Source organism: Yersinia kristensenii (assembly GCF_900460525.1).
In the GTDB taxonomy this organism is placed as follows: Bacteria; Pseudomonadota; Gammaproteobacteria; order Enterobacterales; family Enterobacteriaceae; genus Yersinia; species Yersinia kristensenii.
On the sequence record NZ_UHIY01000001.1, the window covers coordinates 240,031 to 265,943 of the forward strand.

Here is a 25,913-nt window from a genome sequence, read left to right on the forward strand (position 1 = left end):
TTCAAACCTATATCACCCAAATGAATCAGTCTGACTAATGTCATTCGGTTGCTGCAACTTGTTGATCTGTCGCACCGATCGATACTCAACATTAGATAGCTTAAACCTATTGATAAAGATTGATTGATCGATATTTTAATAGATGATAACGATCAATTCCTGGAAACTGATCTGTATTAACGATTATCCGCAGCATCATTTAATCAATACGATCAGCCTGCTCCCCTTAAAACGGAAGCGGGCTTTTTTGTATGTAAATCATCAGGAAAGGAAACTGAATGCTCAGAAACCATTACGCAACTCTGGCTGGGTTACTGCTGCTGAGCCACAGTGCCAGCGCCGTACAGGGTGACCAGCAATGGGGTGACTGGTACGGAAACATCAGTGCCATGGAGTTTGAACTCAATACTCAAAATGCTTCAGGTGAAGTACTCACACTGACCTGCACAAGCGGAAAGCTGTCTGCTGCTTACAGCATGCCTGCAGAGGATTACCGCGTCTCGTCACAAACAGGACTTTCTGAACCTGGAGTCAGTATCAATGGTACGAACCATCCTTTGGATGAAACGGCCTTTACTGCGCTAAAAGCGACAAGTGAAAAAGACGTTATAAAAATGACCTCTATGAATGCCGCTATATCTAAACAATTCATCGCCAAAGGGCTGAATGAGGCGCTGGCTGATGCCACCTGGCAGGACTGTATTAATCATTAATAAACTGAAAGGAAACCTTATGCGTAAACTCGTTATTTTATCTCTCAGCTCCGCAGCACTGTTTATTCCTTTGGTCTCGTCTGCAATGACAATTCACGGCGACATACATCCCGAACGCTATACCTTCTTTCTGACTCAGGAAGGCAGTAATCAACTGAAACAGGCAAATGACAGGATAGCGAAGAACCCGCAGGCTTATACGCTTGATGTGAATCATACCGGCATTCAACCCTTTGACGCTGTTCGCTGGGACGGGAAGCCTGTAAAAGCCGTTACCTGCGTCCTGGTAGACGGCGTGATGATGGGACAAAAAGCCACGTGGTCACAATGTAAAGACGAGAGCGGTGCTGAATATTTCGGCAATAAAGGCTGGCTGGTACGTGATTACGTCGCAAAAGCCTGTGAAGTCGGAAAATCAGATTGTCCTGTTTATCTTGTGCTTCAGACAGATCCGCCAACAATGCGCAGCGATATGGCTAATTTCGTTCCTGCCCCTAAAAACTTTAATGCTTCGACAAGCCTGACGGATGAAATTAAATCTGAAGGTTGCCAGATGGCGGATAACTCATTTGAACATGCCAAAAGTACTTTGCGTTGTCGTGCCATTAATACCGTGCGTTTCATCCGTAAACAAAATACCGAAGCGGCATATGAAGCAGATTTAACCACCACGACGGGTGAAGCATTCACTATGTCAGTGGGGTATACCTACGGTAATCCGTCCGCCAACGAGCCGGGCTGGCGCACTATTTCGATCAACCAGGGAGACATCATTACTGATATCCGTAAGCAGGGCCATTGGGTTCCCAATGGTTATAAATAACCTTATCAGTGAGATAACTTTTTATTCGGCATTCAGCTAATGGAGGTTCAGTGGGAAAAACATTACAGCAGGAAACGCCACCAACCGTGGACTGTACCTGGCAGCTTGTTTTGAGTGTTGCCGGTGTGACATTGATGCGCAGCAATTCTGTTGCGGTTAAAGCTCTGGGAGCCAGCCTCACCACACTGAGTCTGATACGCATCATTAAAAAACTCGCCACACTCGCCTGATCACCCTTTCTGAGCGCTCAGAGGATCAAAGTTATATGTCTGAAAATACCCAGGGGAAACTCAAAGGACTGAAAGAGAAATTCAGTATACGGCGAAATGTTTCCTCCACTGATAATCCGGTTGAGCGGGTTGAAGAAAGTGTCAGTGAGCAAACGACAGAAGTGCCAGAATCCCGTACTACACGATATAAGCGATTGCTCGAAATTATCGTTATCAACGGCTTGCTGAACATTGCTGAAGATAAACTCAGTGACGATGTATTTATCGAGTCGGTGTTCAGTAAGGCTTATGAGCTTCTGCCCGTACCGGTCAGACTGGTTGTCAGAAGGGAATGGTGCCTGGCTTATCTCCAGTCACGGAAAGCCCCGTTACTGGCGCAACTCCAGCTCTACCGGGCCGAAAGACACGACTCAGCAGAACAGTGCCACCTGCGCTACAACCAACGTTACCGCCAGCGACCTAATCAGACTCATTAATAACAGACAGGGCCATCCTTCGGGGTGGCTTTTTTTATGCCCATTCTCTACAGGAGTTTTTATGACCCGTTTAGCCAGCCGCTTCGGCTCAGTCAATCTTGTTCGCCGCGACCGCCCGTTAACCCGTGACGAACTGGCACACTATGTGCCGAGTGTCTTCAGCGAAGATAAACATGAATCCCGCAGTGACAGGTACACCTATATCCCGACTATTTCCCTGCTCGATAACCTACAACGCGAAGGCTTCCAGCCATTCTTTGCCTGCCAGACCCGAGTTCGGGACCAGAGCAAGCGAGATCACACCAAACACATGCTGCGCCTGCGTCGCGAAGGCCAGATCACTGGCAAACAGGTGCCAGAAATCATCCTCCTTAATAGCCACGACGGCTCCAGTTCATACCAGATGCTACCGGGATTATTTCGTTCAGTTTGTCAGAATGGTTTGATTTGTGGTGAGTCGTTTGGGGAAGTACGCGTGCCGCATAAAGGTAACGTGGTGGAGAAAGTCATTGAAGGGGCTTACGAAGTACTGGGGATTTTTGACCGGGTGGAAGAGAAGCGCGATGCCATGCAGTCGCTTTTGTTACCGCCACCGGCACAGCAGGCAATGGCGAAAGCAGCATTAACCTATCGCTTTGGTGAAGAACATCAGCCGGTGACGGAATCGCAGATACTATCTCCGCGCCGCTGGCAGGATGAAAGTAACGATCTCTGGACCACTTACCAGCGTATTCAGGAAAACCTGATTAAAGGTGGACTGTCTGGGCGAACTACCAAAGGTAAACGGGCACATACACGCGCCGTTAAAGGTATCGACGGTGATGTGAAACTCAATCGTGCCCTTTGGGTGATGGCCGAGAATATGCTGCAGCTTGCTTTATGAATCCTTCCTCTATTTTCTCTTAACGCCTTTCCGAAGATTAGGAAGAGCTTTTTCTTCTAAGGAGCAGTCATGCCTGCGATCAATTTATCCCCCGTATTTCCAGCAAACGAGCAGCGAGTCATCCGGCGAGCATTACGTCTGTTGGAGAAATACCAGCGTCAACCGAGTGAGTCATTTACCTCCACCAGCCTCACAAAAACCTGGTTGCAACTGCAGATGGCTCACCTGGAGCGGGAAGTCTTCATCGTGATGTATCTCGACAATCAGCATTGTTTGCTGGAGCGAGAAACGCTGTTTACCGGCACGCTTAGCCATATCGAAGTACATCCGCGCGAAGTGGTGAAGTCAGCCCTGAAGCACAACGCCGCTGCAGTAATTCTGGCGCATAACCATCCGTCTGGTACGACAGAAATCAGTCAGCAGGATAAACACATCACCCAGCGAATAATGAAAGCGTTAGCACTGGTAGAAGTGCGAGTGCTGGATCATTTGGTTGTTGGGAACGAAGTGGTGTCTTTTGCTGAATGTGGTTGGTTGTGAGGTGCAGAATGAAAATCATCAGTAAGCGCCAGGCGATGCATATTTATCGTCAGCATCCCGAATCCCGGTTATCTGCCTTCTGTACAGGTCACTACCAGTGGCATGGCAGTGTCTGCCATTACTACGGACGTGAAGTTCAGGATATCAGCGGTGTACTCGCTGTTTTTGTTGAGCGTCGTCAGGATCGCGCAGGCCCATATGCCATCCTTCGCAGCGTGACGATGAATTAATCACTTCTCTCAGTCATTAAGGAATATGTTAATGCAATCGACCACCTTATCCGGCTCATCAGCGGAGAACGCATCCTGCCTTCAGTGGGGATTAAAACGTAATATCACGCCGTGCTTCGGCGCTCGACTGGTACAGGAAGGCAACCGTCTCTACTTTCTGACTGATCGGGCTGGGTTTGATGGCTCATTCAGTGACGATGAAGCATTGCGTCTGGACCAGGTGTTTCCACTGATGATGAAACAGCTAGAGCGGATGCTCACCACTGGAGAGCTTGATCCCCGCTGTCAACACTGCGTCACTCTGCATCACAATGGACTCACCTGTGAAGCTGACACTCTCGGCTCTCATGGTTACGTTTACATCGCTATTTATCCCCAGTCAGCCGTAACCAGGTAACACCTTCCTCTTCCTTTATCAGGGACTCAACTCATGCATATTTCAACTGTACCGGCCACGGTGCCGGTTTCGCCACGCCTGTCGCCCGTTCAGGTCTGGCAGCAACTGTTAACGTACCTACTGGAACACCATTACGGTCTTACGCTCAACGACACACCATTCCATGATGATTCAGCCATCCAGGAACATATCGAGGCGGGTATCACACTTGCTGATGCGGTGAATTTCCTGGTGGAACGCTATGAACTGGTGCGCATCGACCGTAAAGGATTCACCTGGCAAGAGCAGACACCATTCCTGACTACTATCGATTTACTCAGAGCCAGGCGAGCTACCGGATTAGTGCACACATAAATAGCGCAAGTCTTTCTCCCTATCTCGCTTTATTTTTCTCATCAAAAAGGGGTGAAAAAACTTTTAGGCACCTGTATAGGCACCAAAGAAAAGTTGAATTAGAGGTTACCTAAGTTATTTCAATGAATTACAACACCAATTCAGACTCCCCCAGCACTTTTAGTTTTACCGAAGTATAGTAAAGTCTACTAAGCCCGCATGGAACCAGCCTTGCGGGCTTTTTTGTGTCTGTAATAGTCCGAGGGTATCCGCCTGAAACCGGCGTCTATTGGTATACGAATTGGTATACGGTAAGATGTATACCAATAAACGTATACCAATTACAGGGAAGAACCTTGCATGGCGCGGACTACACGCCCCCTCACTCACACCGAAGTACAAAAAGCGAAAACCATAGATAAAGACCTTACCCTGTATGATGATTGTATTTACGCTACATATCAAGTTATGGGGTAATCAATAATTTTTCTTGTAAAGCTTATTTACGAACAATTCATAAATTATTTCACATCTGCACGCGACTAATTTTATAACACTCGTGCGGTGCAGATTTTTTAAAGCTTGAAATATCACTATTTAATATTAATTCGACCTTAATATAGTTCTTTTATAATATTTATTTTTTAATTTAATAGTTATATTTTTTTCAATGTACTTAAAACTATAAATAGAAACCAACAAACTTAACGCTATAGAAAAAATTATGAACAGCCAGGAATAACTAGAAAAACCAAAGGCCCAAATCATCATGGAAATAACTATTCTATGGAGTAGATACAGGGAGTATGAAGATGCCCCCAATAACATCAATAAAGCACTTGTTTTTATCTGTTTATCGAAAAACACCAATGTCAGGACCATAATAAATGCGGGAATACCCCAGAAAAGCAGACGATCCACTATATTGCCAAATAGCATGACAGATAAACATAGCCCCAACACAGCGCAGATATATAACGTATTAGTGCTATACTCTTTGGTATAACGTTTTCTTAAAAATGCCACAAACATCCCAAGTGCGAATTCAAACACAATTGTATTATGGTAAAATGTCATAGCCGGAACATATTCACTTATAACGAACAAGCCAATAATGAACAAAAAAGAACACAATCCAACCCATCTTCTGGTAATTAAAATGGAAAGTGAGAAAAAAACATAGAATATAACTTCGAAATTCAGCGTCCAACCAACGCTATGGATCGGGAGGTAAGTCCCTTGTAAATTTGCAAAAGGTATAAAAAATAAACTTTTTATAAAAGTATAGATATTCACTTCACTTATTGGATAAAGGGAATGATTCAAAAGAAGCATCACACTAAAAATCAAAGTTGACAGCCAATACATTGGAGCAATTCTGACCATTCTATCAAAAAGAAAATCATAAAACTTTTTACTGGTACCAATGAAGGAATAATAAATAACAAATCCACTTATAACGAAAAATATATCAACACCAAATGCTAATTTTTCTTTCAACAAAAGATCTAAGTAATAAGAGCCAGTCTTAATATTATATTGCCGACATGCATGATATATAACAATCGTTATCGCAGCATAAAACCTCAAGGCTTGCAAGCTTCTTATCATAATTTATAAACCATATAAAAAAGAAGAACAATAATTCAAGATAGTCGTCCAGTCAATAAAGTAACTATCAAGGTGAAGTAATCCCTCATATCTGCCGTACAAAAGGTAAAATGAAAAACATTACTAATGCAGGTGTTACTATTTTTGCGGAATATCACATGCAGAGACTCATCATGTTGAACCTGAAAGGTGAGTAGATGTCTTCACAAAATAGACGAGTTATTGACCCACATTCTTTCGGTTTTAAATGAAGCGCTAGAGTACTGGCAGGAATGAGCGTGGGCTTTCTTATTATCATGCTGATTTGCGCTCTGTTCACAGGACACTCATCAACATTATCCCTTCAGTTTCACACTGGTTAACGTTGATTGGGGCCAATTATATTATCTGGTCGGCTACCAAAAGTGCGAGAAATGATCCCACATCTCCATCTCCAAAAGGTCTATCAAACAGTTTCTGGCTACAATTTTATCATTCTGTATGGCATTACAGCACTATCAACCTTTGTGCTGCCTTATACGAAAGATGCTCTCTGGGTGATTTCTGTAAGTGTGTTACTGGCTATTATTGGGACCGTTGGAAACGTCTGCTGGGCAGCGGCAGGCCACCTTTTCCAAGCTATATTTCGCCATTATAGCCGTGCATTGAATATTGTCTTGTCAGGATTACTATTCTGGATCGCAATAGACATGTTCATCTGAATCTCCCTATTTGAATCAGTTAGGTAATGTCATTCTCGCCTAACTCTCCATGAAAAGCACAGTAAAAAGGCCCCTTAATGGAGGCCTTGAAAAGGTGCTCAGTACGGTTAATTTATGATATTTAACAATCCAGATACGACCCCAAACGATAACCACGATCGGCAATAGTTTGTTTTAATGCTGGTGACGTAAGAATATCCAACTCGGTCAGTCGTGGATAACAATAGCCACTGGTCATTAGGATTTTGTCGATAAACGCCGGGTGACACATCACTTCAACAGAGTTAATTGTATTTTGGTCTGCATAGTCTAACAATTGCAAAAATGACTGTTCCGTCAAATTCTCGCCATAAAAACCGGCATCAAACCACTCTGTGCTGCGGGGCTGGTGAAGCACAGTATTCTGCTGTTGCGCATCTTGACGATCGACTCTTAATGGCAATGAATTTTCGTGAGCAAAAGATTCAATCAACGGATAAATCTGCGGCAACATATGGACATGGTGATGACTGTCAATATGAGTGGGTGGGCGGCCAAACACAGTAATGAACTTATCAAACTGAACAGCCAATTCTTGGGCAATTTCATCCAGATTCAACTCGCCCGCTTCAGCCCGCGCCCACAACCATTTGCCCAACTCACCGTTGTCATCAACCAAGGATGGCATCGCCGTTAAGGGCCGGCCATAAGTCAGCACAAAATGCATGCCCACTGGTAATGCAGGATTTTGCTGGCTCAGTTCTGCTGCATGATAGATATCTGCACAATTCATCATTGCGGTAGTTGATGAGACAATACCATGCCGAAATGCTTCAATGATCCCGTAGCTTTGGCCTTTGCATAGACCAAAATCATCAGCATTAACAATAAGTAACTTTTCCATTGAGAGCACCTTGTAAGGCCATTCCAACAACAGATATCTGGTCGGAAACTAATCGGATAAACCATCTCTGACGCAGTTGAATTTTTTGCGGTAGTTCCCTGGCGTAAAAGAGGTGAGTTTTTTGAAGTTTTTAATAAATAACGTGGTATCGCTGTAACCTGCTTCAAAGGCAATATCTGAAACTAAGTAATTCGTCATTTCAAGCTGGGTTTTGGCAAAATTAACTCTGATTTCATTAATAATTTGCATTGGCGTTTTCTGGTAATAACGCCGGGTCGCGCGAGTCAGGTACTCTTGAGTTTTGCCCGAAAGCTCAATCATATTCACCAGTGCTTTTTCGCCAAACATCGATTTGTCATGCATTTTGTCGATACTGGTTTTTAACCACAGCGGAATATCGTCATTAACCTCAGTCTCTTTATAATGACTAATGCGGTTGGTGACATAAAAAGTCAGCAGCTCAACTAACTCGGTTAATTCATCTTCTCTAAAGTGCGGCGCAGAAATCGCTGATTCAATATAAGAAAGAAAATCACCTTTTAGCCGATAGGCTTGTGAGGCAACGATAGGTCTGGAGAGCAAATGGAAATAGTGCTCTTCAAAGAAAGATTTTCTGATCCCAACATTTAGAATTCGCGTAGCGCCAAAGTCATAGAAACTTTGGTGATGGGAACCCATGGGGATAAAAACAAAATCGCCACGCTCTAAAAAGACACGTTTGCCATTAATGTCTTGATAACACATGCCAGTTAATATCAGGGTATATTCATAATAATCATGCTGATGTAAGCCGGTTGCACTCTCCGTTTTGTTATAAATAAACAGATGGAACTCTTTTCCGTTAAAAAAGTCTTTTTCGCGTACTAATCTGACTTCCATCTTATTTACCTTCACTCTCTTATTTGAAAAACGGACAGATATTTGCGCGGTTCAGCTTACCTTTTGATGTAATTCGATCAACTCTGCAATTAACTCACGAGCTAACATCGCGTTCATTAAATGATCCTGAGCATGCACCAATACCAATGTGACTCGGGTTTTCCCTTCACCTTGATCGGCTTCAATAAGCTGAGTCTGTACCAAATGGGCTTCGTTCAGCGCCATGCGCGATTGTGCCATCAGCTCTTCCGCTTGAGCAAAATCACCTGTTTTAGCCTGTTTCAACGCTTTATAGGCCAAACTCCGGGCCTGCCCTGCGTTGATAATCAACCCCATCACGACATCTTCCAGTTCATCGGTAGGTTGAACATCATCAACGATTTTATCTAAATCAAACATACTGTTGCTACTCCGTAAATTAAAGCCGTTAATTAAAGCCGTTTTGCCTTGCAACATTCGCAAACCAATAACCACTTTTCTTTATGACTCGCGACTGATCTGCGATATTCAATCGCACTAATCCATAACGATTTTTATAAGCATTAAGCCAAGACCAGCAATCAATAAAAGTCCACAGATGATAGCCTTTGCAATGACTGCCCTCTTGTAATGCTTGATGCAACCATTTTAGATGTTCGCGAATAAACTCGATGCGATATTGATCATCAACTTGACCGGATGGAGTGATAAATTGCTCTTCGCCCTCAACACCCATGCCATTCTCAGAGATATAACAAGGAATATTGCCATAATTCTGTTTCAGGTCTGTCAGAATGTCATACAGCCCTTTTTCATAAATTTCCCAACCACGATGCGGGTTAATTTTCCGCCCCGGCATCTCATAAAAACTAAATAAGTCTTCCGGCGTTTTCACCTGCCCCTGAGGAGTCGGGATATCTTTTGCTTTGACCCGCCTTGGCTGGTAATAATTAACCCCTAATAAATCGATGACACCCTTAGTAATAAGTTGGCAATCATCAGATTCAATCTGCGGCAATAAGTCGTGCTCGCGCAGCAACGCAATCAGTTCGTCAGGGTAAACACCTTTAGTGACGGGATCGAGGAAGCTACGGTTAAGCAATAAATCAGCACGATTTGCGGCCATCTGGTCGGGTGCGCTGTCGGAACGAGGATAGGTCGGGGTGAGGTTCAAAATGATACCAATCTCACCGCCTTGCTTCAGTTCCCTATATTTTTCAACCGCTTTGGCATGAGCCAAGACACTATGGTAGGCCACCGTTACCGCGCGGCCAAAATCTACCACGCAAGGATAATGTAAGTCGTTCAGGTAGCCTGCTTCAACTGGCACCACGGGTTCGTTAAAGGTAAACCAGTGTTTTACTCGGTCACCAAATAAGGTAAAACAGATTTTGGCATAGTGCGCATAGGCATCTACCACTGCGCGACTTTCCCAGCCCCCTTTTTCTTGCATGCACAGTGGCATATCAAAATGGTAGAGGTTGATAAACGGCGTAATCCCGTTCGCCAGTAAGGAATCAATGACCGCATTATAAAAGGTGACGGCTTTGGGATTAAGCTCACCGTCACCACTTGGGATCAGTCTCGACCATGAAATCGATGTCCTGAACGTGTTATGCCCCAAGGCTTTTAACAGCAAGATATCCTGCCGGTAATTATCGTAAAAGGTGGAGGTGTTTTCCGGGCCAATTTGGCCATGAAAACGTTCTGGTGCCATGTCATACCAATAATCGAAAATATTCTGGCTCTTGCCATCCTGCAATGACGCCCCTTCAGATTGGGTTGCAGAAGTGGCACTACCCCACCAAAAATCCTCGGGAAATTGATATTTCACTCCAGCCTCCAACCTTATACGCTAAATGGGTTTTACAATTAGAATTTCAAGCTGTCAGCGATTTCTTCTTCGCTTTGAACTTCACTGTCTATCGCGGTTTGCGCTTTATTGGCAATAATCACAAACGGTAGATAAATCAGTGTTGCTACACCAAGGTTGAACAAACTTAATAACAGCGCGGCAATACTGCCGTTGGTGTTAAAGAAAGCACCCAACCCGACAGGCATGGTCCACGGCGCAATATTGGTAATGGGTGGAATTAAACCGGTGTAATAAGCAATGGAAGTAATAATGGCTAATATCGGTTGAACCAGAATAAACGGAATGAAGAACAGCGGGTTCATAATAACCGGTAAGCCAAACAGAATCGGTTCGTTAATTTGGAAAATACTTGCCGGTGCGCCCAGTTTTGCCACCTGACGATAATCTTCACGGCGGGAACCAATAAAGATAGCAATAACCAGCCCAAGTGTTGCCCCAGTTCCGCCGAGGAAGATATAGGAATCAACAAAAGGTTTGGCCCACATATGGAATTCTTTGCCAGCAGCCAATGCCGCCGCAACCGAGCCATATTGGGTATAGGTCGCCACGTTTTCCAACGCAAATGGCATCATAATGCCACTTTCCAGTGCAGATAATGCCATCGCACCGTGTATCCCGAAGAACCACAATATTGAAATGCTTACCACATACACCCATCCCACGACACTGCCCATTTTAGACAATGGAGTCGAAATGGTGTCCATAATAATCTGGTGGAAGTTGGTGCCATGTAGCCCAAGGGTATAAGCAATCACGCCCATAATGGACAGAATAATAAAGCCAGGGATCAGTGCTGAGAAAGAACGGGACACTGACGTCGGCACACTATCGGGTAAGCGGATAACCCAGTTACGGCGCACGATAAAGGCAAAGACTTCTGCTACTACCAAGCCGATAATGATACCGGATATGATATTCGCGCCACCTAACCAATTAGCGCCCACCGCATAGGCGTCGCCAACACTGTATGGGGTCACGGTCATAAAGGCAGCAATCGCCAACAGTCCCGAAGCCAGAGGATCGATTTTTTTCTCTTCCGCCAGGGCCATGCTGATAAAGAATGGCGTCATTAACGACATGATCCCGAGGGTACCATTATAAACGTTGCCACCGATTGCTTTAAAACCATTGAGCGTGGTGATGGTATCTGCATCCAGACGAATACCCATCGAGAAAAAGAACGACCCTTCACCAAAACTTAAGAAAACGTTATTAATAAGAACAAACATGGCACCCGTCAGGGTTAACGGCATCAGCCGGATAAACCCATTTTTGATGGCATTAATATGTTGCTGTTTGCCAATTTTAATGGCGAAGGGCAATATGGCCCTTTCCAGAGAATTAATAAATGCGCTCACAGTGCTCCCCTTATTGTTTTGATTTTTTTATTGCGGCAACAGCAGCTTTTAATACCCCTAAACCATCAACTTTGCCGTACAAGGCAGAATCGATCACTTCGACAGGTTTGTTAGGGAACATTTTGGTGATTTCTGGCAACATGTAAGCAATTTGCGGCCCTAATAGGATCACATCTGCTTCTGTGCCATGCTGCGCAGCCAGTGCTTCCGGGTAAGCATTGATAGTCACTGGCACTTCATACTTCTCTGCTTGCACTTTCATTTTGGAAACTAGTAGCGAGGTAGACATACCAGCAGAGCAAAACAGATAAATTTTTTTCTTTTCCATACCCAACACCTTTTGAGGTTCAAAAGACACAGTTATTCATATGCCAGTGCAATGGTGAATTCCCTTTATCTGAACTTTATCGTGCCTCTTGCCCAGCTCCATTGTTTCTGGTTGTCGTCAGTATACGGAGTTAACAGACAATCCAGTAATTCAAGCATAACAATAATCGTCTCTAATTGACTTTTGATATTGATAGCCTTCACATTTCTTAGTTATTACAATGTGATGGTTATCGCAAAATGATTATTTTTTTTGCTCGGCGAATTAAGTTTAATTCATTTGCATTTCATATGGTTAGTTTTTATTGGCAGATAATGAAACAACAAAGCAAGACAATAAAATCTCTTGAAACCAACAAAAGGATAAATTAGGGAATCTTATTGGTTTGATAATCGTTTCATCCAAACTTTCTCACTTTTTCCCTGGGTTCAGTGCGACACCTTTATTCGTGAAGCGAAGTTCGTCACCACTATTTCTGACTCATTCGACCCAATGCATATCCTTTTAGGAGCAAAAATAGCCGATTCCTGGTTAATACTCTAAAGTTAACAGGTGTTTGCCTATTTATGGAGTGAGTAATGACGTTATTGGGAAATAAAACACCGACCTTTCGGCTGCGTTTACAATTATTCAAATTACTCTTACTGAGTGTATTTATCTCGGTACCAGTCCTAGCCGCACCAACCCCCGCAGTGACAGAATTGCAAAATGGGCTAGATCACCCCTGGTCACTGGCCTTTTTGCCGGATGACGGGGGAATTTTGATCACTGAACGTTCCGGGCAACTAAAGTTATGGCAACCAGGAAAAAACCTGTCAGAGCCCTTAAAAGGGGTGCCGGCAGTGTATGCCAAGGGGCAAGGTGGTTTATTGGATGTGGCATTATCACCGAAATTTGCCCAAGATCGCCGTATCTACCTCAGTTTTGCTGAAGAAGGAAAAGACGGAAAAGCGGGAACTGCGGTGGGCTATGGTCGCCTTAATCCGCAAGGAACCGCCATTGAAAACTTCACTGTTTTTTTCCGCCAACAGCCAAAATTATCAACCGGCAATCATTTTGGCGGCAAACTGGCTTTTGATGAACAAGACCATCTGTTTATTACCTTAGGCGAAAATAATCAGCGCCTAACTGCCCAAGACTTGAGCTTGCATCAAGGCAAAATAGTCCGCCTGACCCTCGACGGTAAAGTGCCAAAAGATAATCCCCTCGCCAATCAGTCACCGGCAAGACCAGAAATCTGGTCTTATGGTCATCGCAACCCGCAGGGGTTGGCCCTGAATCCTTGGACCGGTGTGATGTGGGAAAATGAGCATGGCCCTAAAGGTGGGGATGAAATCAATATCCCTATGGCTGGGAAAAACTATGGTTGGCCATTGGCAACGCACGGAATGAACTATTCGGGTTTGCCCATCCCTGAGGCCAAAGGCACCCATATCGAGGGAACTGAACAACCCGTCTATTACTGGGAAAAATCTCCAGGTATCAGTGGGATGGCATTTTATAACGCCGCCCGCTTCCCTACCTGGCAACATTCGCTATTTATCGGTGCATTGGCACAGAAAGAGTTAATTCGCTTACAACTGGATGGCGATAAAGTGATTGCTGAGGAGCGCTTGCTGGGGGATCGCGGCGAACGTATCCGCGATGTGCGCATCGGGCCTGACGGCTATGTTTATCTGTTAACGGATGAGAGTGATGGTAAGTTGTTAAAAGTGGGCCTTTCGGCTAACAACTAGTTTATTTGTCACAAATTCGCCTTAAAAAAGCCGGAAAGTTTTCCGGCTTCGTATTTATCACTGACAAAATTTATCGTGATAGATTAACGATCCGAAGAAGCTTGCCACAAATTGAGCTGCCCATCAGTAACATGCTGATCAATCGCACGTAATTCTTCTGCACTGAAACTCAAGTTACCGAGTGCGGCACAATTTTCCTCAAGCTGCTCTGGGCGACTGGCACCAATTAAAACTGACGTGACGCGGTTGTCTTTCAATAACCAGCTTAAGGCCATTTGCGCTAATGACTGTCCACGTTGTTCGGCTAATTCATTCAATCGCTTGATGCTGAGCAAATTTTTCTCCGACAACATGTTTTCTTTCAGCGAGCCGCCAGCTTCTTTCTTCATCCGAGAATCATCCGGAATACCATTGAGATATTTTCCGGTTAATAATCCCTGCGCCAGAGGTGTAAAAGCAATACAGCCGACACCGTGTTTACCCAAAGTATCTAATAAATTCGTCTGCTCAACCCAGCGATTAAGAATATTATAGGAAGGCTGATGGATGAGCAGTGGAATCTTCCATTGCTGCAATAATTCCACCATTTTGGCAGTCCGTTCAGATGAATAGGATGAAATCCCGACATATAAAGCTTTACCGCTTTGTACTGCCTGAGCTAATGCCGACGCGGTTTCTTCCATCGGCGTATTTTCATCAACACGATGGGAATAAAAAATATCCACATAATCCAGCCCCATCCGTTTTAAGCTTTGGTCCAAGCTGGCAAGCAGATATTTTCGTGAGCTGCCAGCACCATAGGGGCCAGGCCACATGTTATAACCCGCTTTGGTTGAGATTATCAGTTCATCACGATAGGGCTTAAAATCGTCTTGCAATAACTTACCAAAATTTTGTTCTGCTGACCCCGGTGGTGGGCCATAATTATTGGCTAAATCGAAATGGGTAATCCCCAGATCAAAAGCTTTGCGCAGCAAGGTTCGCTGCGACTCTAATGTATTGTTAAAACTAAAATTATGCCAAAGTCCAAGTGACAGTGCCGGAAGCTGCAAACCACTTTTTCCACAAAAGCGATATTGCATTTGGTTGTATCGGGAGGGATCTGCGTTATAAGGCATGATGGCTTCTATCTCCGTTTATTGTATTTTTTTGAAACAGCATTTCTATTTTAACGCTATCCCTTGTCACTGCAAGTAAACCCCCTCTATCTGCATAAATTCTTACCCTATAATGCATATATCCGAATACTTCCAGAGTCTATTTGTACTACAATTATTACCACTCTAGAAAATAACGATGGAGGGCTTTTTATGACTGCAATCGATGTAATGTGGGTTGGGCTAGGTGGAGGGATTGGCTCGCTATTGCGATGGTGGATAGGGCTCGGTGTTGGTAAAATATACCAAGGAAATTTTCCCCTCGGCACTTTTCTCATTAATATTTCGGGTGCATTTGTGATTGGCTATCTAAGCATTCTTTTTAGTGTCGACTGGCGCGACCGTTATGGTGATTTAATTAATGCGGCGGTGTTAACCGGTATTTTAGGTGGCTATACCACTTTTAGCAGTATGCAATTAGATGCGGCAAAATTGTCCACAACCCGGGGCAGAGCCATTGCTGCTGGATATCTGCTTATTTCTGTATTAGTCGGTTTAGCTGCGGCCGCATTAGGTGCATGGCTGGCTTATTGATCAGAGGATTAATTTATTAATCGGAGAGAATGATTATGCCGAATCTTATTATTTTAGTTTTTATCGGGGGTGCTTTCGGTGCTATGTGTCGTGAATTTATCATGCTGTCCGTGCCACGATTGGTAGATGGCTTCCCGATGGATATCTTTGTCGCCAATATCATCGCCGCATTTTTATTAGGGTTAGCGACCTCCTTCTTTAAAAAAGGTAAAATTAACCAATATGTACACTTGATGGTGGGTACCGGTATCATGGGCGGTCTATCGACATTTTCCAGTTTCGTATTTGGTGCTGTCGAAATGATGAAAACCCCGAGTGGCATTTTAGTTTCAATCTGTTATTTAGTTGCCAGCTTGATTGTTGGTTTTATTGCTGTCGAATTGGGTTTAATGGTCGGTCCTAAAGATAAACCCAAAGACCCACAAGCTGCTATTGAATAAAGAGGATGCAGAAGGATATATCCGCAGAACAAAAACACCCTCATGATGAGGGTGTTTTTATACATCTGATAATCGAATAGATTTAATCTAATTTCTGGCAATTACCAAAGAACATTTCGGTAATAAGAGAGTTATTGATTGTATCACCATTTAAGGTTCTGACCAGCAGTTCACTGCCTAATAATGGCAGTGAGAACACCATATCAGGATTAACCCGTTTCACTTTCTTCATATTCTGTGTTTCATTGACTAACGCCAATGTTTTCGTCCCCTCACCAGCAATTTCTTTTGCCGCGAGAATAGTAAAGGTGTTGTCGGCATCATTGTTGCACAAGGCAATAATATATTTTGCCTTGGCGGCACCCGCAAGTTTTAATGTTTCTACCGAAGAGGGATCGCCCTCGATAACATCCGCATGTGGAGGAAAACTGTGTTGGCTACCAACCGGGCAAACAACAGTAACATCATCACCCCGGTCACGCAGTCCATTATAGACATTGAGTGCCAAAGAATTGGAACCGACAATAATAAAATGATTTTTACGTTCCACGTGATAAATCCTACCTTTAACTATGCGTTTAATATTATTACTGATTATCGGGCCGGCAATCGAAGCAATCGAAGCCGCAAAGACAGTAATACCTGCAATAATCACCGTGAGAGTGAACATTCTCGCTACAGTGGTATGCGGAATAATATCCCCGAACCCCACAGTGGACATACAAACAATCGCGAAATAGAACGCAGTGGGTAAATCGGTCACTGCCGGTGCGAACTCATCGCCCATGTATAATGTACCCAACATGCTATAGACGATTAATGAACAAATACTCGCGATCGCAAAGAATGTTGCACTTCCGAGACTATAATGATCAAACTCACGCCAATAAAATAGTAAAGCGACAACAACAATAAGGGAATAAGTCGTCAGTTTACTCTGATCTTTCAGAATAAAGATATTGATAGCAACAATAGTAAATAACAATAATACCGTAAGAAACCATGCTGTACGGATTTTCATCGCGACGGAAAATGACATCAATATCAATAGCAGACCGATCATAAATCTCGGAATTTCAAATAATTCAAGAAAACTTAACGCCTCCTTCCAAGTACTGAAATTGTTTATCGCCTCTGTTGAATGAGAGAACGCCCGGAACAGCACTGGGCTTAACACCAGATACCCATTAACGGCTACCAAAATAGCCAACAAAAGTGGTATCGATACCTTAGTCTTAATTTCCTGTAATATTTTCATCAATAGAGTGACTAAAATTGTTATAGGTGAACTAAGTATAGATAAAAAACGATAAAAATCATGGTCAAATATGATTATTTTTGACCAAAATCAAATGATTATTCGGCCATCTTCATAGATGGCATTATCACACGACTTGTTTTACATTTTGTAAAGTTATCCATACTTGAGCATGATAAAAATAATAAACCCGTAGTTGGCATTAATACTATTTTGGTTAATAATATAAGGGTTCCTCGGTATATCAGATATACCGGAGTTCGTAGACTTGAGTGATATCTATCACCCTTAATTTAAATATCTTAAATATTTCATCATATTTAACAGATAAATAAGGAAATAAGCATGTCCTACAAATCACTTCGTAATATTGCATTGACTGGTTTATTACTTTCCGCTGCCGCAACCACCTTTGCAGCAACCACTAGCGCAACAGCGACTACCCCGAGTGATATGACCTGCAAAGAATTCCTGGATCTGAATCCTAAGTCATTTACTCCTGTAGTTTATTGGGTATTAAATGATGATACTCAATATAAGAAAGGTGATTATGTTGATTTACATGAGACTGACACTATCGTGACACCGAAAGTAGTGGAAGTTTGTAAGAAAGCACCTGAAAGTAAACTTTCTGAAATTAAACAGGATATTTTAGGTTTTGCTAAGAAACACATGTGATCTGCAAAGATCTTTCTTATAAAAAAGGCGCTTGATAAGCGCCTTTTTATATTATAAAATTATAACTACCGAGTAATACTTAATTTATCATAACCGCGAATATAGTAATTAACTGCAGAAATTATCCAACACAGTACAAACATTCCTATAATCCAGTAACCGATCTCACCTAAGTTTTCACTGATATTATTTATTGGTGTCCAAATACCGCCGGTTAGATTAAGTTTATCCGCAATGAGTCCTAATGCTTCAATCCCCCCAATGAAGAATGCAATGATCACTGAAGCTGCCGTAATAGTAATGTTGTAATACAATTTCCGTACTGGTTTAGAGAAAGCCCAACCATAAGCACCTATCATGACAAAATTATCGAGTGAATCGATCAAGGCCATCCCAGAAGCAAATAAAATAGGGAAAACCATAATTGACCATAAATTCATACCATGAGTTGCACTGGCGGCTGAAATCCCTAAAACCCCAATTTCAGTAGCAGTATCAAATCCCAAACCGAATAAAAAACCAACGGGGTACATATGCCAACTTTTATTCACCATGTTAAACACACGCTTGAATATTCTGGCCAAGAATCCCCCATTATTAGTCACCAGCAGATCAAGTTCTTCGTCTTTATAGACATACCCTGCTTTGACCTGTTTAAATTTTTTATAGACTGAAATCAGGATGGTTAAATTGAGGAAACCAAATAACAATAAAAACAGGGAGGAAACCAGTGTACCAATTAAACCACCGGTTTCGTGGAACCACGCCATATTGTTTTTAAATGCCATCGCCGTCGCGGCGATGGCGAGTGATGCTAATATAACAATGGTCGAATGACCGAGGGAGAAAAATGTTCCCACCGCAATCGGCGTTTTCCCCTGTTGCATCAGTTTACGGGTGACATTATCAATGGCAGCAATATGGTCAGCATCAACGGCATGACGCAAACCAAAGCTATAGGCCAGAAATGCCATCCCCATCAACACCGCATTATCGTTAAATTCAGTAAAAGCCCAAACCCATGCCAAGCCATTAATAACCAGTAAACCAATTAATAAATAAATGGCTCGGCGTTTAGTTTGCTGATTGCCAAAAGCACTCCGTTTCTCTATCCCAGTCGTCATGTTAGTACTCCAGAATAAAATCGCTATTGTCTATGTGCTGGCATCACTTCTTTATTTGGGACCAAGAATAACCATGAAGCGAGAACAAAAGGCATGGTCAACGTAGGAATACCTATCGGGGCCAAGAAGATATTTAGCGCACCCTGTACGATAACCGTAAAAATAACGCCGATAATGGTATAAGCCAAAACCCGCCAACTGGGTTTATTAAATGTCGAACCTAACGCAATTGCCGTCAGTACCGCACTGAATCCATAAAGTCCGGCATCAATACTGCTGGGGTTTGCCCCCAAGAATATTGCGGTGAAAAGCGCCAATAGCGAACCGCCCAGCGCAAAAACTGCCGCCCAAAGCGATTCTACCGCCAGCCCGATAATAAAAAGAATACCGCCAATCAAACTACTGAATAAGAATACCTGCGAAATGCCATTAAACATGCTGACGAAGATATTGCCACCCGCAGCCGCGCTGGTCTCTAAAACCAGTTGATGGGGCAGTGTTGGCGTCGGTAGCCCACTACTATGCAGGCCAGCAAAGGCGTAGCTCGCCAGTAATATCATCCAGGTGGTGAGAACAAAAGGCGCGGTTAATGCCGCAACTTTCCAAGTCTTTAAAATATCGGCGATACACACCATGACAATAACCGACACGATACTACCCAAAATAATACAAGCCCAGAGAACCGGCGTGGCGACCAAAAATGTCGGTAAGGCCGTACCCACCAAACACCCGTTATAACCGTATAATCCTGAGCGCCACGATTTACGGTCACGCATGGTTAACCCTGTGAGGGTGGCAACCACGGTACCCAGCACACAACCATAGGCTACCGCCGGATTTCCTTCACCATAAGCTCCGACAAATATGGCAATAAAGAAGAATAGCCCAGTCAGTGGGTTATTCTGGAACATGACTTGCGCACAACCGCGCAACGTTGTGTCGATAAATTCAATGAAAACATTCGAAGCACTCAGTTGTGCCCAGCCGGATTGGTGACCTGTTTTTGCATTCATTATTTTTACCCTTCTGACTTGAAGCTGTAAATGCATGAGGCCGATGACTCGGCCTAAATTCTTAGCGCCACAAGAATTTTTCCGGCAATGTAATACCGAGAATTTCCTCTCGAGCTATTTTCCAGAACTCACGGATTTCATTCTTAACACCAGCACTGTCGATACCCAGCGCTTTAAACACCAGACCGCAATCATTCGGTAAACGCGTTGCTCCACTGGCAATGCCGCCCTTCATATCAAAATGGGCCGGCACCCGCGCCAGAATACGATCGTGATGCTCTTTGGGCGTTAATAAAATCACATTGCCAAATGCATCAAAGGATTGCATTACCCCAATGGCATCCAGACTTTCTGACTTCGGCTCCAGGATATACTTTTCCACAAATAGCTCTTTACCCGCCAAATTGTGTGCCGCCACTCGGGATGAATAAACATCAAAGCCAAAGCGCTCATCCGCATGGTGATATTTACGCCCGGACATCAGCACCTCCGAATAAATCGCAGTCGCCGTAGGATGAATATGAATGGTGGTGTCGGTAATAAAGCGCGAATTACGGTGTGGAATAAGCGGGTCCGGCATAAATTCCAGATAACCGCCCTCCTCCACAGTAAAATTCTGTATCTGCGATGCATAGTTCGCATTCATCATGTGGACTTTGGTCGCCGACTGGGTGGTGACATGAGCACACGCCCCCGCCTCCACAATTACATCAGTGGCCAGCCGGTCCCCTTGTAAAATGCACCCAGAGGTCGAAATCATAGTCACACATGGCAGCTCTGGCATTTCTTCATCCCAATACAGCGCTTTTTGCACCATCGACGGTACCCGCCGCTCCATTTCCGCCAAAATACTGCGATGTTCACGTTTGGCAAATCTCAGCTTGAGATAGCCACTTTTCCCTACGGCCCCGCTACGCATTTGCGCCGGTTCATCTTGATATTCCGCTAATTCCGGCGCGTTAACACCTAATGCGTGAGCGCGAACTCGTGAAGGAGTTTCCACGATATTCTGGCTCTGCGATGTCATGCATGCTCTCCTTGTGGTTGTACGTGAGTAAACAGGAAGTCGCGCATAATCATATCCACCAGCTCTTCAATACCCTGACCTGTTTTGCAGTTGGTCAGAATATAAGGGCGCTCGCCACGCACCACTTTGGTATCACTTTCCATCACATCCAGGCTGGCACCGACATAAGGGGCGAGGTCAATTTTGTTGATAACCAGGATGTCCGCCTGAACCAAACCTGGGCCATTTTTACGTGGAATTTTTTCTCCTTCCGCCACATCAATAACATAGATATAGAAGTCTGCCAGTGCCGGGCTGAAAGTCAGAGTCAGGTTGTCACCGCCACTTTCAATCATAATCAGGTCGCTGTCTGGGAAGCGCTCTTCCATCTCTTCCACCGCAGCAATATTCATGCTTGGGTCTTCACGTACCGCAGTATGTGGGCAAGCACCGGTTTCGACTCCGAGGATCTTTTCTTCATCCAGAATGCCTTTCAGGGTGCGTTTCACCTGTTTGGCATCCTCGGTGGTGACGATATCATTGGTAATGATCAGCGGTTTAATACCGCGTTTGATCAGAATCGGGGTAATAACTTCGATAATGGCGGTTTTACCTGAACCTACTGGGCCACCAATACCAATGCGGGTGATCTTTTTGCGTTTATCGGTTGAATGGCTATTCACGGGGTAATCCTCTCAATTAAATCTGGTTTTGGCTCTGTACTCGGTCAGCAGAAAAACCCAGTACTTAGAATTCGTACTTATTAATCTAATTACTAAACAAGCGGACGTGCGCTTTCACGTGTACCGCCGCCAGAACATCCACAATCGGGACATAAGAAGACATTTGGTTAATATCGCCAATTTCGGCAATATCACAGAACTTCTCGATGTCGTGGTTCAATTCAAACAAGATATGCTGTGTGTCGAAATGGGTTACGCGCATCAACCGCATGGCCGCACTTAATATCGTCATCGCCACGCCATATTGGTGCATCACCACCACTTCGCGCTGCCCTATCCCCTGTGCGGCCATGACTACCGCTTGAGTGACCGGATAAGTCCCGGCGGTATTGCCACTTTTTATCTGCTCCAGCCACCAGCTGATCAGCGGATGCTCCACCACGTGGATTGACATCTCCGCCAGTTTTTTCCCCATACGGGTTGCCATCAAGCGGCTTTCTTCATTTAATTTACGGTTATTCACGGCCCAATCAGCACGGATAATGTCGTCACGAGAGTCGGCCACCACTGCCCGGTGGGCAGCAACAACCCCCATCCCATCACAACTGGCGGCCTGCTTTAGCGCCGTCAATACAAAGCCTTTTAACGTCGCCACGTCATGCACGACGCCAGTTTGAATGGCAGATTCCACACCATTGGAAAACGTAAAGGCCCCGACCGGCAGAACAGAATCACCAAATTGCATGATACGAATGAGATCTGATGCATTCATTGCGGTGCCTCCCTGCGTGAATCAGTGTTTATGGTCGTGGTCATGATCGCCGTGGCTATGACTGTGGTCATGGTCGTGGCTATGTGAATGCCCATCGCCGTGGGAATGAATCGCGTGAATATGTAAGCCGGAACCATGGGGGTCATCCAAAGGACTGGCGACATGAACATGAGTATCGGTATCTTCAGCCCCGCCAAATAGCAGGCGCGCTTCAGAATTACTGAGCAACGGCAGAATTTCTGCACCTTTCACAAAACGGAAAGGTAAATGCTGGAAGCCATGAGTTCTCATCACAGAATCCATCATGGTGGTGGCCACCGTCAGAGGCACATACACCTCATTATTTTTCGTCACCGCTTTCCAGTGCTGGTTACCCAGTGCGTGGCCCAACTCAAAGCAAGTTTTAATCAATTCATCCGGCGAGCGGCTTTTCAGCTCACTTAGGTCAATCACCATGACATCGCGCAAATTGATTTGCACCACCACGGCGACATGGGTTTCTTCATCCCATGCCAGCACATCACCATCAGCAAGGACGACGTGTCGGTCGAGCGAAATACCGAGATCCAACCCCTGACTGCTGAGTTTACGGCAGCGGCTTTTTTGCGCTTCCCGTTGATCCAAGACTAAGAGATCAAAAGTGGCTCCTTTGAGTTTCTCCTGCCAAACCGGATCTTTTTTCACATTGCCAAGAATGTGCTCTATCAAAATCATGTTATTGACTCCTTGCCTGTCTTTTTGGCAAAAGCCAGTTGCCCAAAGTAATAAAATCCATTTCTGTGCCACTCATCCCAGCAATTTTCGCGGCCCATCCTTGGGCCAGATGACACTTACCTTGGGCAAGCTGAACACTTAATTACTGTATTGGGGTCCAGACTTATCTGTTAGCCAAAGCTTTTATTCACCAAAACGCTTATTAACCAAAGAAGTAGCGCTGGTTCATTGATGCTGTATCAATCGGCTCACAGGTAGCATGTACACCATCTACTTTCACCGCAAAGGTTTCAGGATCCACTTCAATGTTTGGTGTTTGGTCATTACGCACCAAGTCATGCTTAGAGATGGTTCGACAGTTTTTAACCGCCATAACCTGACGGTCCAGCCCAGCTTTCTCTTTCACACCATCATCCAGTGCAGCTTGAGAAACGAAAGTGACGCAGGTGTCTTGCATGGTTTTACCCATGGCACCAAACATTGGGCGGTAGAATACCGGTTGTGGCGTCGGCAATGATGCGTTCGGGTCACCCATCGCCGCCCAGTTGATCATGCCACCTTTGATAACCATTTTAGGTTTAGCGCCGAAGAAACGCGGATCCCACAGCACCAGGTCAGCCATTTTTCCCACTTCAACGGAACCAATGACATGACTAACACCTTGCGCAATCGCCGGGTTAATAGTGATTTTTGCCACGTAACGCAGGACGCGGAAGTTATCGTTGCCCGGCGCATCTTCCGGCAATTTGCCACGTGACGCTTTCATCGCGTTAGCAGTTTGCATCACACGCAGCCAGTTTTCCCCAACACGCCCCATGGCTTGTGAGTCACTGGAGAACATGGAGATAACCCCCATATCGTGCAGGACGTTTTCTGCCGCGATAGTTTCCGGGCGCACACGGCTTTCGGCGAAAGAGACGTCTGCGGGCACATTCGGGTTGAGGTTATGGCACACCATTATCATGTCGAACAGTTCAGCTTGACTGTTAACACCGTATGGCAGGGTTGGGTTTGTCGAACTTGGCAGTACGTTAGGTTGGCTGGCGACACGAATAATATCCGGCGCATGGCCCCCACCCGCACCCTCGGTATGGAAGGTGTGAATTGTACGGCCTTCAAATGCATCAATGGTATCTTCCACATAACCACATTCATTCAGGCTATCGGTATGCACCGAAACCTGAATATCCATTTCATCCGCCATCCGCAATGAATGGCGCAGGGCATTGGCAGTCGCACCCCAGTCTTCATGGACTTTATAGCCGACAACACCGGCGATCGCCTGTTCCAGTAATGGACCACGGCCGTAAGAGTTACCTTTACCCAAGATACCCACGTTGACAGGCAGGCCCTCAATTGAGCGCAGCATCTGGCGAATATTCCACGGGCCAGGAGTTACCGTCGTCCCATTGGTTCCATCTGTTGGGCCAATACCCCCACCGAAGAAAGTCGCCACGCCATTAGATAGCGCATGGTAAGCCTGTTGTGGGGAGATTAAGTGAATATGAGTATCAATACCGGCGGCGGTCAGAATCAAATGCTCACCAGAAATGGCATCAGTACTGACACCCACCACCATTCCAGGTGTAACTCCGTCCATCACGCCTGGGTTGCCGCTTTTACCAATACCGGCAATTTTGCCATCGCGGATGCCGACGTCAGCTTTGATAACCCCTAAACGGGCATCAACAATGGTGACGTTGGTAATCACTAAATCCAGAACACCATTATCGCGAGTCAGATGGTTATTCGCGCCCATCCCATCACGTAATGACTTACCCCCACCGTAAACCGACTCTTCACCATATCCACGCAGATCTTTTTCGATTTCGATAAACAGGTTGGTATCACCCAAACGGATTTTATCGCCCGTCGTTGGGCCAAATAGACCCGCGTATTCTTGCCGAGAAATTTGAGGCATCTGTCGCTCCTTTTTCCGGTGCGTGTAGTTGTATCGCTATGTCGTTATATAGCTAATTACACGTATGCGAATTTCGATAATTTTTATTGAAGTAGGTGTCATTTAGACGATTTGAAACCGCGTTCAGCCGCGCGACGGATAGCTTCGAGCTTATCCGGGCGTTCGCTATTCGGCACCACGCCTTCACCGGTCCAACCATCCACCAGGTTGTTAAAGCCATACAGTGTTTGCTTGCCACCGAACGGGATCAGCGGAACTTCGGTTTCATCACCGGGTTCAAAACGGATTGCGGTGGTTGAAGAGATATTCAGTCTTTTTCCATAAGCCGCAGCACGGTCAAACTCCAAAGCGCGGTTAACTTCAAAGAAGTGGAAATGTGAGCCAATCTGGATTGGTCGGTCGCCGGTATTACGAACCTTCACTTTGGTAACGGGCTTATTCTCATTAAAAGTTATCGGCGTATCGGCTAAAATGCAGCCACCGAGAGGGGTATTTTGTTCTGAATAAGCGGTACTTGATTTCGTTCCTCTATTCGTCTTTGTACTTGTTGTCTTGGCGGTACTTGCCTTTGTGGTATTTGTTTTCGTGCTCATGCTTTAATCCTCTGCAATATTCAGTTCAGGTTTTACTCGCATGC

Annotated in this window: 30 protein-coding genes and 1 pseudogene; 14 read left to right on the top strand and 17 right to left on the bottom strand. The window is 44.7% G+C overall.

The features are described from left to right. Nucleotides 1-278 precede the first annotated feature (278 nt). From DX162_RS01115 to DX162_RS22180, 10 genes and pseudogenes are all read left to right on the top strand, one after another. A complete protein-coding gene (locus DX162_RS01115; protein ID WP_004390423.1) occupies nt 279-713 on the top strand; it encodes a hypothetical protein in 435 nt (144 codons plus the stop codon). A gap of 19 nt (nt 714-732) precedes the next feature. Further along, nucleotides 733-1,536, top strand: a complete 804-nt coding sequence (locus DX162_RS01120; RefSeq protein WP_004390422.1) for a hypothetical protein — start codon at nt 733-735, stop codon at nt 1,534-1,536. A 50-nt stretch (nt 1,537-1,586) separates the two neighbouring features. Beyond that, nucleotides 1,587-1,766 carry a hypothetical protein gene (locus DX162_RS01125; protein WP_004390421.1) on the top strand — a complete coding sequence of 60 codons (180 nt, stop codon included), beginning with the start codon at nt 1,587-1,589 and terminating at the stop codon, nt 1,764-1,766. A 35-nt stretch (nt 1,767-1,801) separates the two neighbouring features. Continuing rightward, nucleotides 1,802-2,242, top strand: a complete 441-nt coding sequence (locus DX162_RS01130; RefSeq protein WP_004390420.1) for a hypothetical protein — start codon at nt 1,802-1,804, stop codon at nt 2,240-2,242. 61 nt (nt 2,243-2,303) lie between these two features. Then, the gene (locus tag DX162_RS01135; protein ID WP_004390419.1) at nt 2,304-3,125 is read left to right on the top strand and encodes a DUF932 domain-containing protein; all 822 of its coding nucleotides are present in this window, start codon (nt 2,304-2,306) and stop codon (nt 3,123-3,125) included. A gap of 69 nt (nt 3,126-3,194) precedes the next feature. After that, nucleotides 3,195-3,665, top strand: a complete 471-nt coding sequence (radC, locus tag DX162_RS01140) for a RadC family protein (RefSeq protein WP_004390418.1) — start codon at nt 3,195-3,197, stop codon at nt 3,663-3,665. Nucleotides 3,666-3,673: 8 nt separating this feature from the next. Then, nucleotides 3,674-3,895 (top strand): DUF987 domain-containing protein, encoded by a 222-nt coding sequence (locus DX162_RS01145; protein ID WP_004390417.1) that lies wholly within the window; start codon nt 3,674-3,676, stop codon nt 3,893-3,895. A gap of 31 nt (nt 3,896-3,926) precedes the next feature. Further along, nucleotides 3,927-4,292: a type IV toxin-antitoxin system YeeU family antitoxin gene (locus tag DX162_RS01150; protein WP_032819787.1), complete on the top strand. Its 366-nt coding sequence runs from the start codon at nt 3,927-3,929 to the stop codon at nt 4,290-4,292. A 33-nt stretch (nt 4,293-4,325) separates the two neighbouring features. After that, the gene (locus DX162_RS01155; RefSeq protein WP_004390416.1) at nt 4,326-4,646 is read left to right on the top strand and encodes a TA system toxin CbtA family protein; all 321 of its coding nucleotides are present in this window, start codon (nt 4,326-4,328) and stop codon (nt 4,644-4,646) included. A gap of 339 nt (nt 4,647-4,985) precedes the next feature. Further along, nucleotides 4,986-5,066, top strand: a pseudogene (locus tag DX162_RS22180) (integrase arm-type DNA-binding domain-containing protein); the annotation flags it as partial. Between the two features lie 162 nt (nt 5,067-5,228). Here the strand turns inward: DX162_RS22180 and DX162_RS01160 are convergent. The 7 genes from DX162_RS01160 to DX162_RS01195 form a co-directional block, all read right to left on the bottom strand. Next, nucleotides 5,229-6,236, bottom strand: coding sequence for an acyltransferase family protein (locus DX162_RS01160; RefSeq protein ID WP_004390415.1), 1,008 nt, complete (start codon nt 6,234-6,236; stop codon nt 5,229-5,231). An 822-nt stretch (nt 6,237-7,058) separates the two neighbouring features. After that, on the bottom strand, nt 7,059-7,820 hold the full coding sequence (gene chbG / locus DX162_RS01170) for a chitin disaccharide deacetylase (RefSeq protein WP_004390414.1): 762 nt from the start codon (nt 7,818-7,820) through the stop codon (nt 7,059-7,061). Nucleotides 7,821-7,868: 48 nt separating this feature from the next. Further along, nucleotides 7,869-8,714: a transcriptional regulator ChbR gene (gene chbR / locus DX162_RS01175; protein ID WP_227744189.1), complete on the bottom strand. Its 846-nt coding sequence runs from the start codon at nt 8,712-8,714 to the stop codon at nt 7,869-7,871. 36 nt (nt 8,715-8,750) lie between these two features. Further along, nucleotides 8,751-9,098 (bottom strand): PTS N,N'-diacetylchitobiose transporter subunit IIA, encoded by a 348-nt coding sequence (gene chbA, locus DX162_RS01180; protein WP_004390412.1) that lies wholly within the window; start codon nt 9,096-9,098, stop codon nt 8,751-8,753. Nucleotides 9,099-9,126: 28 nt separating this feature from the next. Continuing rightward, the gene (locus tag DX162_RS01185; RefSeq protein ID WP_004390411.1) at nt 9,127-10,512 is read right to left on the bottom strand and encodes a glycoside hydrolase family 1 protein; all 1,386 of its coding nucleotides are present in this window, start codon (nt 10,510-10,512) and stop codon (nt 9,127-9,129) included. A gap of 38 nt (nt 10,513-10,550) precedes the next feature. Further along, nucleotides 10,551-11,912 (bottom strand): PTS N,N'-diacetylchitobiose transporter subunit IIC, encoded by a 1,362-nt coding sequence (gene chbC / locus DX162_RS01190; protein WP_004390410.1) that lies wholly within the window; start codon nt 11,910-11,912, stop codon nt 10,551-10,553. A gap of 10 nt (nt 11,913-11,922) precedes the next feature. Then, nucleotides 11,923-12,240, bottom strand: a complete 318-nt coding sequence (locus tag DX162_RS01195) for a PTS sugar transporter subunit IIB (RefSeq protein ID WP_032819786.1) — start codon at nt 12,238-12,240, stop codon at nt 11,923-11,925. Nucleotides 12,241-12,818: 578 nt separating this feature from the next. Between DX162_RS01195 and DX162_RS01200 the strand changes: the two genes are divergently transcribed. Beyond that, nucleotides 12,819-13,976, top strand: coding sequence for a PQQ-dependent sugar dehydrogenase (locus DX162_RS01200; protein WP_004390408.1), 1,158 nt, complete (start codon nt 12,819-12,821; stop codon nt 13,974-13,976). 83 nt (nt 13,977-14,059) lie between these two features. On the opposite strand, the gene mgrA is transcribed toward DX162_RS01200, so the two are convergent. Beyond that, nucleotides 14,060-15,094 carry an L-glyceraldehyde 3-phosphate reductase gene (gene mgrA / locus DX162_RS01205; protein WP_032819785.1) on the bottom strand — a complete coding sequence of 345 codons (1,035 nt, stop codon included), beginning with the start codon at nt 15,092-15,094 and terminating at the stop codon, nt 14,060-14,062. Nucleotides 15,095-15,286: 192 nt separating this feature from the next. Here mgrA and DX162_RS01210 point away from each other — a divergent pair, with 192 nt between their 5' ends. Both DX162_RS01210 and crcB read left to right on the top strand, forming a co-directional pair. Continuing rightward, nucleotides 15,287-15,667, top strand: a complete 381-nt coding sequence (locus DX162_RS01210) for a fluoride efflux transporter FluC (protein ID WP_032819784.1) — start codon at nt 15,287-15,289, stop codon at nt 15,665-15,667. A 35-nt stretch (nt 15,668-15,702) separates the two neighbouring features. Next, a complete protein-coding gene (gene crcB / locus DX162_RS01215; RefSeq protein WP_032819836.1) occupies nt 15,703-16,107 on the top strand; it encodes a fluoride efflux transporter CrcB in 405 nt (134 codons plus the stop codon). Between the two features lie 82 nt (nt 16,108-16,189). On the opposite strand, the gene kch is transcribed toward crcB, so the two are convergent. Further along, complete coding sequence (gene kch, locus DX162_RS01220) at nt 16,190-17,365, bottom strand: voltage-gated potassium channel protein (RefSeq protein ID WP_032819783.1); 1,176 nt, start codon at nt 17,363-17,365, stop codon at nt 16,190-16,192. Nucleotides 17,366-17,710: 345 nt separating this feature from the next. On the opposite strand from kch, the gene hdeB reads away from it, so the two are divergent. Then, complete coding sequence (hdeB, locus tag DX162_RS01225; RefSeq protein WP_004390403.1) at nt 17,711-18,043, top strand: acid-activated periplasmic chaperone HdeB; 333 nt, start codon at nt 17,711-17,713, stop codon at nt 18,041-18,043. 65 nt (nt 18,044-18,108) lie between these two features. On the opposite strand, the gene DX162_RS01230 is transcribed toward hdeB, so the two are convergent. The 8 genes from DX162_RS01230 to ureB all read right to left on the bottom strand — a co-directional run bounded on the left by DX162_RS01230 (nt 18,109) and on the right by ureB (nt 25,869). Continuing rightward, complete coding sequence (locus tag DX162_RS01230) at nt 18,109-19,167, bottom strand: HoxN/HupN/NixA family nickel/cobalt transporter (protein WP_004390402.1); 1,059 nt, start codon at nt 19,165-19,167, stop codon at nt 18,109-18,111. Nucleotides 19,168-19,190: 23 nt separating this feature from the next. Then, entirely contained in the window at nt 19,191-20,180 is a 990-nt protein-coding gene (gene yut, locus DX162_RS01235; RefSeq protein ID WP_004390401.1) for an urea transporter, read from the bottom strand. A gap of 61 nt (nt 20,181-20,241) precedes the next feature. Continuing rightward, entirely contained in the window at nt 20,242-21,207 is a 966-nt protein-coding gene (locus DX162_RS01240; RefSeq protein ID WP_032819782.1) for an urease accessory protein UreD, read from the bottom strand. Next, on the bottom strand, nt 21,204-21,869 hold the full coding sequence (gene ureG, locus DX162_RS01245) for an urease accessory protein UreG (RefSeq protein ID WP_004390399.1): 666 nt from the start codon (nt 21,867-21,869) through the stop codon (nt 21,204-21,206). Before ureG ends, DX162_RS01240 begins: the two co-directional genes overlap by 4 nt. A gap of 85 nt (nt 21,870-21,954) precedes the next feature. After that, nucleotides 21,955-22,641 (bottom strand): urease accessory protein UreF, encoded by a 687-nt coding sequence (locus DX162_RS01250; protein ID WP_004390398.1) that lies wholly within the window; start codon nt 22,639-22,641, stop codon nt 21,955-21,957. A 21-nt stretch (nt 22,642-22,662) separates the two neighbouring features. After that, nucleotides 22,663-23,355 (bottom strand): urease accessory protein UreE, encoded by a 693-nt coding sequence (gene ureE / locus DX162_RS01255; RefSeq protein ID WP_032819781.1) that lies wholly within the window; start codon nt 23,353-23,355, stop codon nt 22,663-22,665. Between the two features lie 202 nt (nt 23,356-23,557). Next, nucleotides 23,558-25,276, bottom strand: coding sequence for an urease subunit alpha (locus DX162_RS01260; RefSeq protein ID WP_004390396.1), 1,719 nt, complete (start codon nt 25,274-25,276; stop codon nt 23,558-23,560). A 98-nt stretch (nt 25,277-25,374) separates the two neighbouring features. Next, nucleotides 25,375-25,869, bottom strand: a complete 495-nt coding sequence (gene ureB, locus DX162_RS01265; RefSeq protein ID WP_032819780.1) for an urease subunit beta — start codon at nt 25,867-25,869, stop codon at nt 25,375-25,377. Nucleotides 25,870-25,913: the final 44 nt, after the last annotated feature.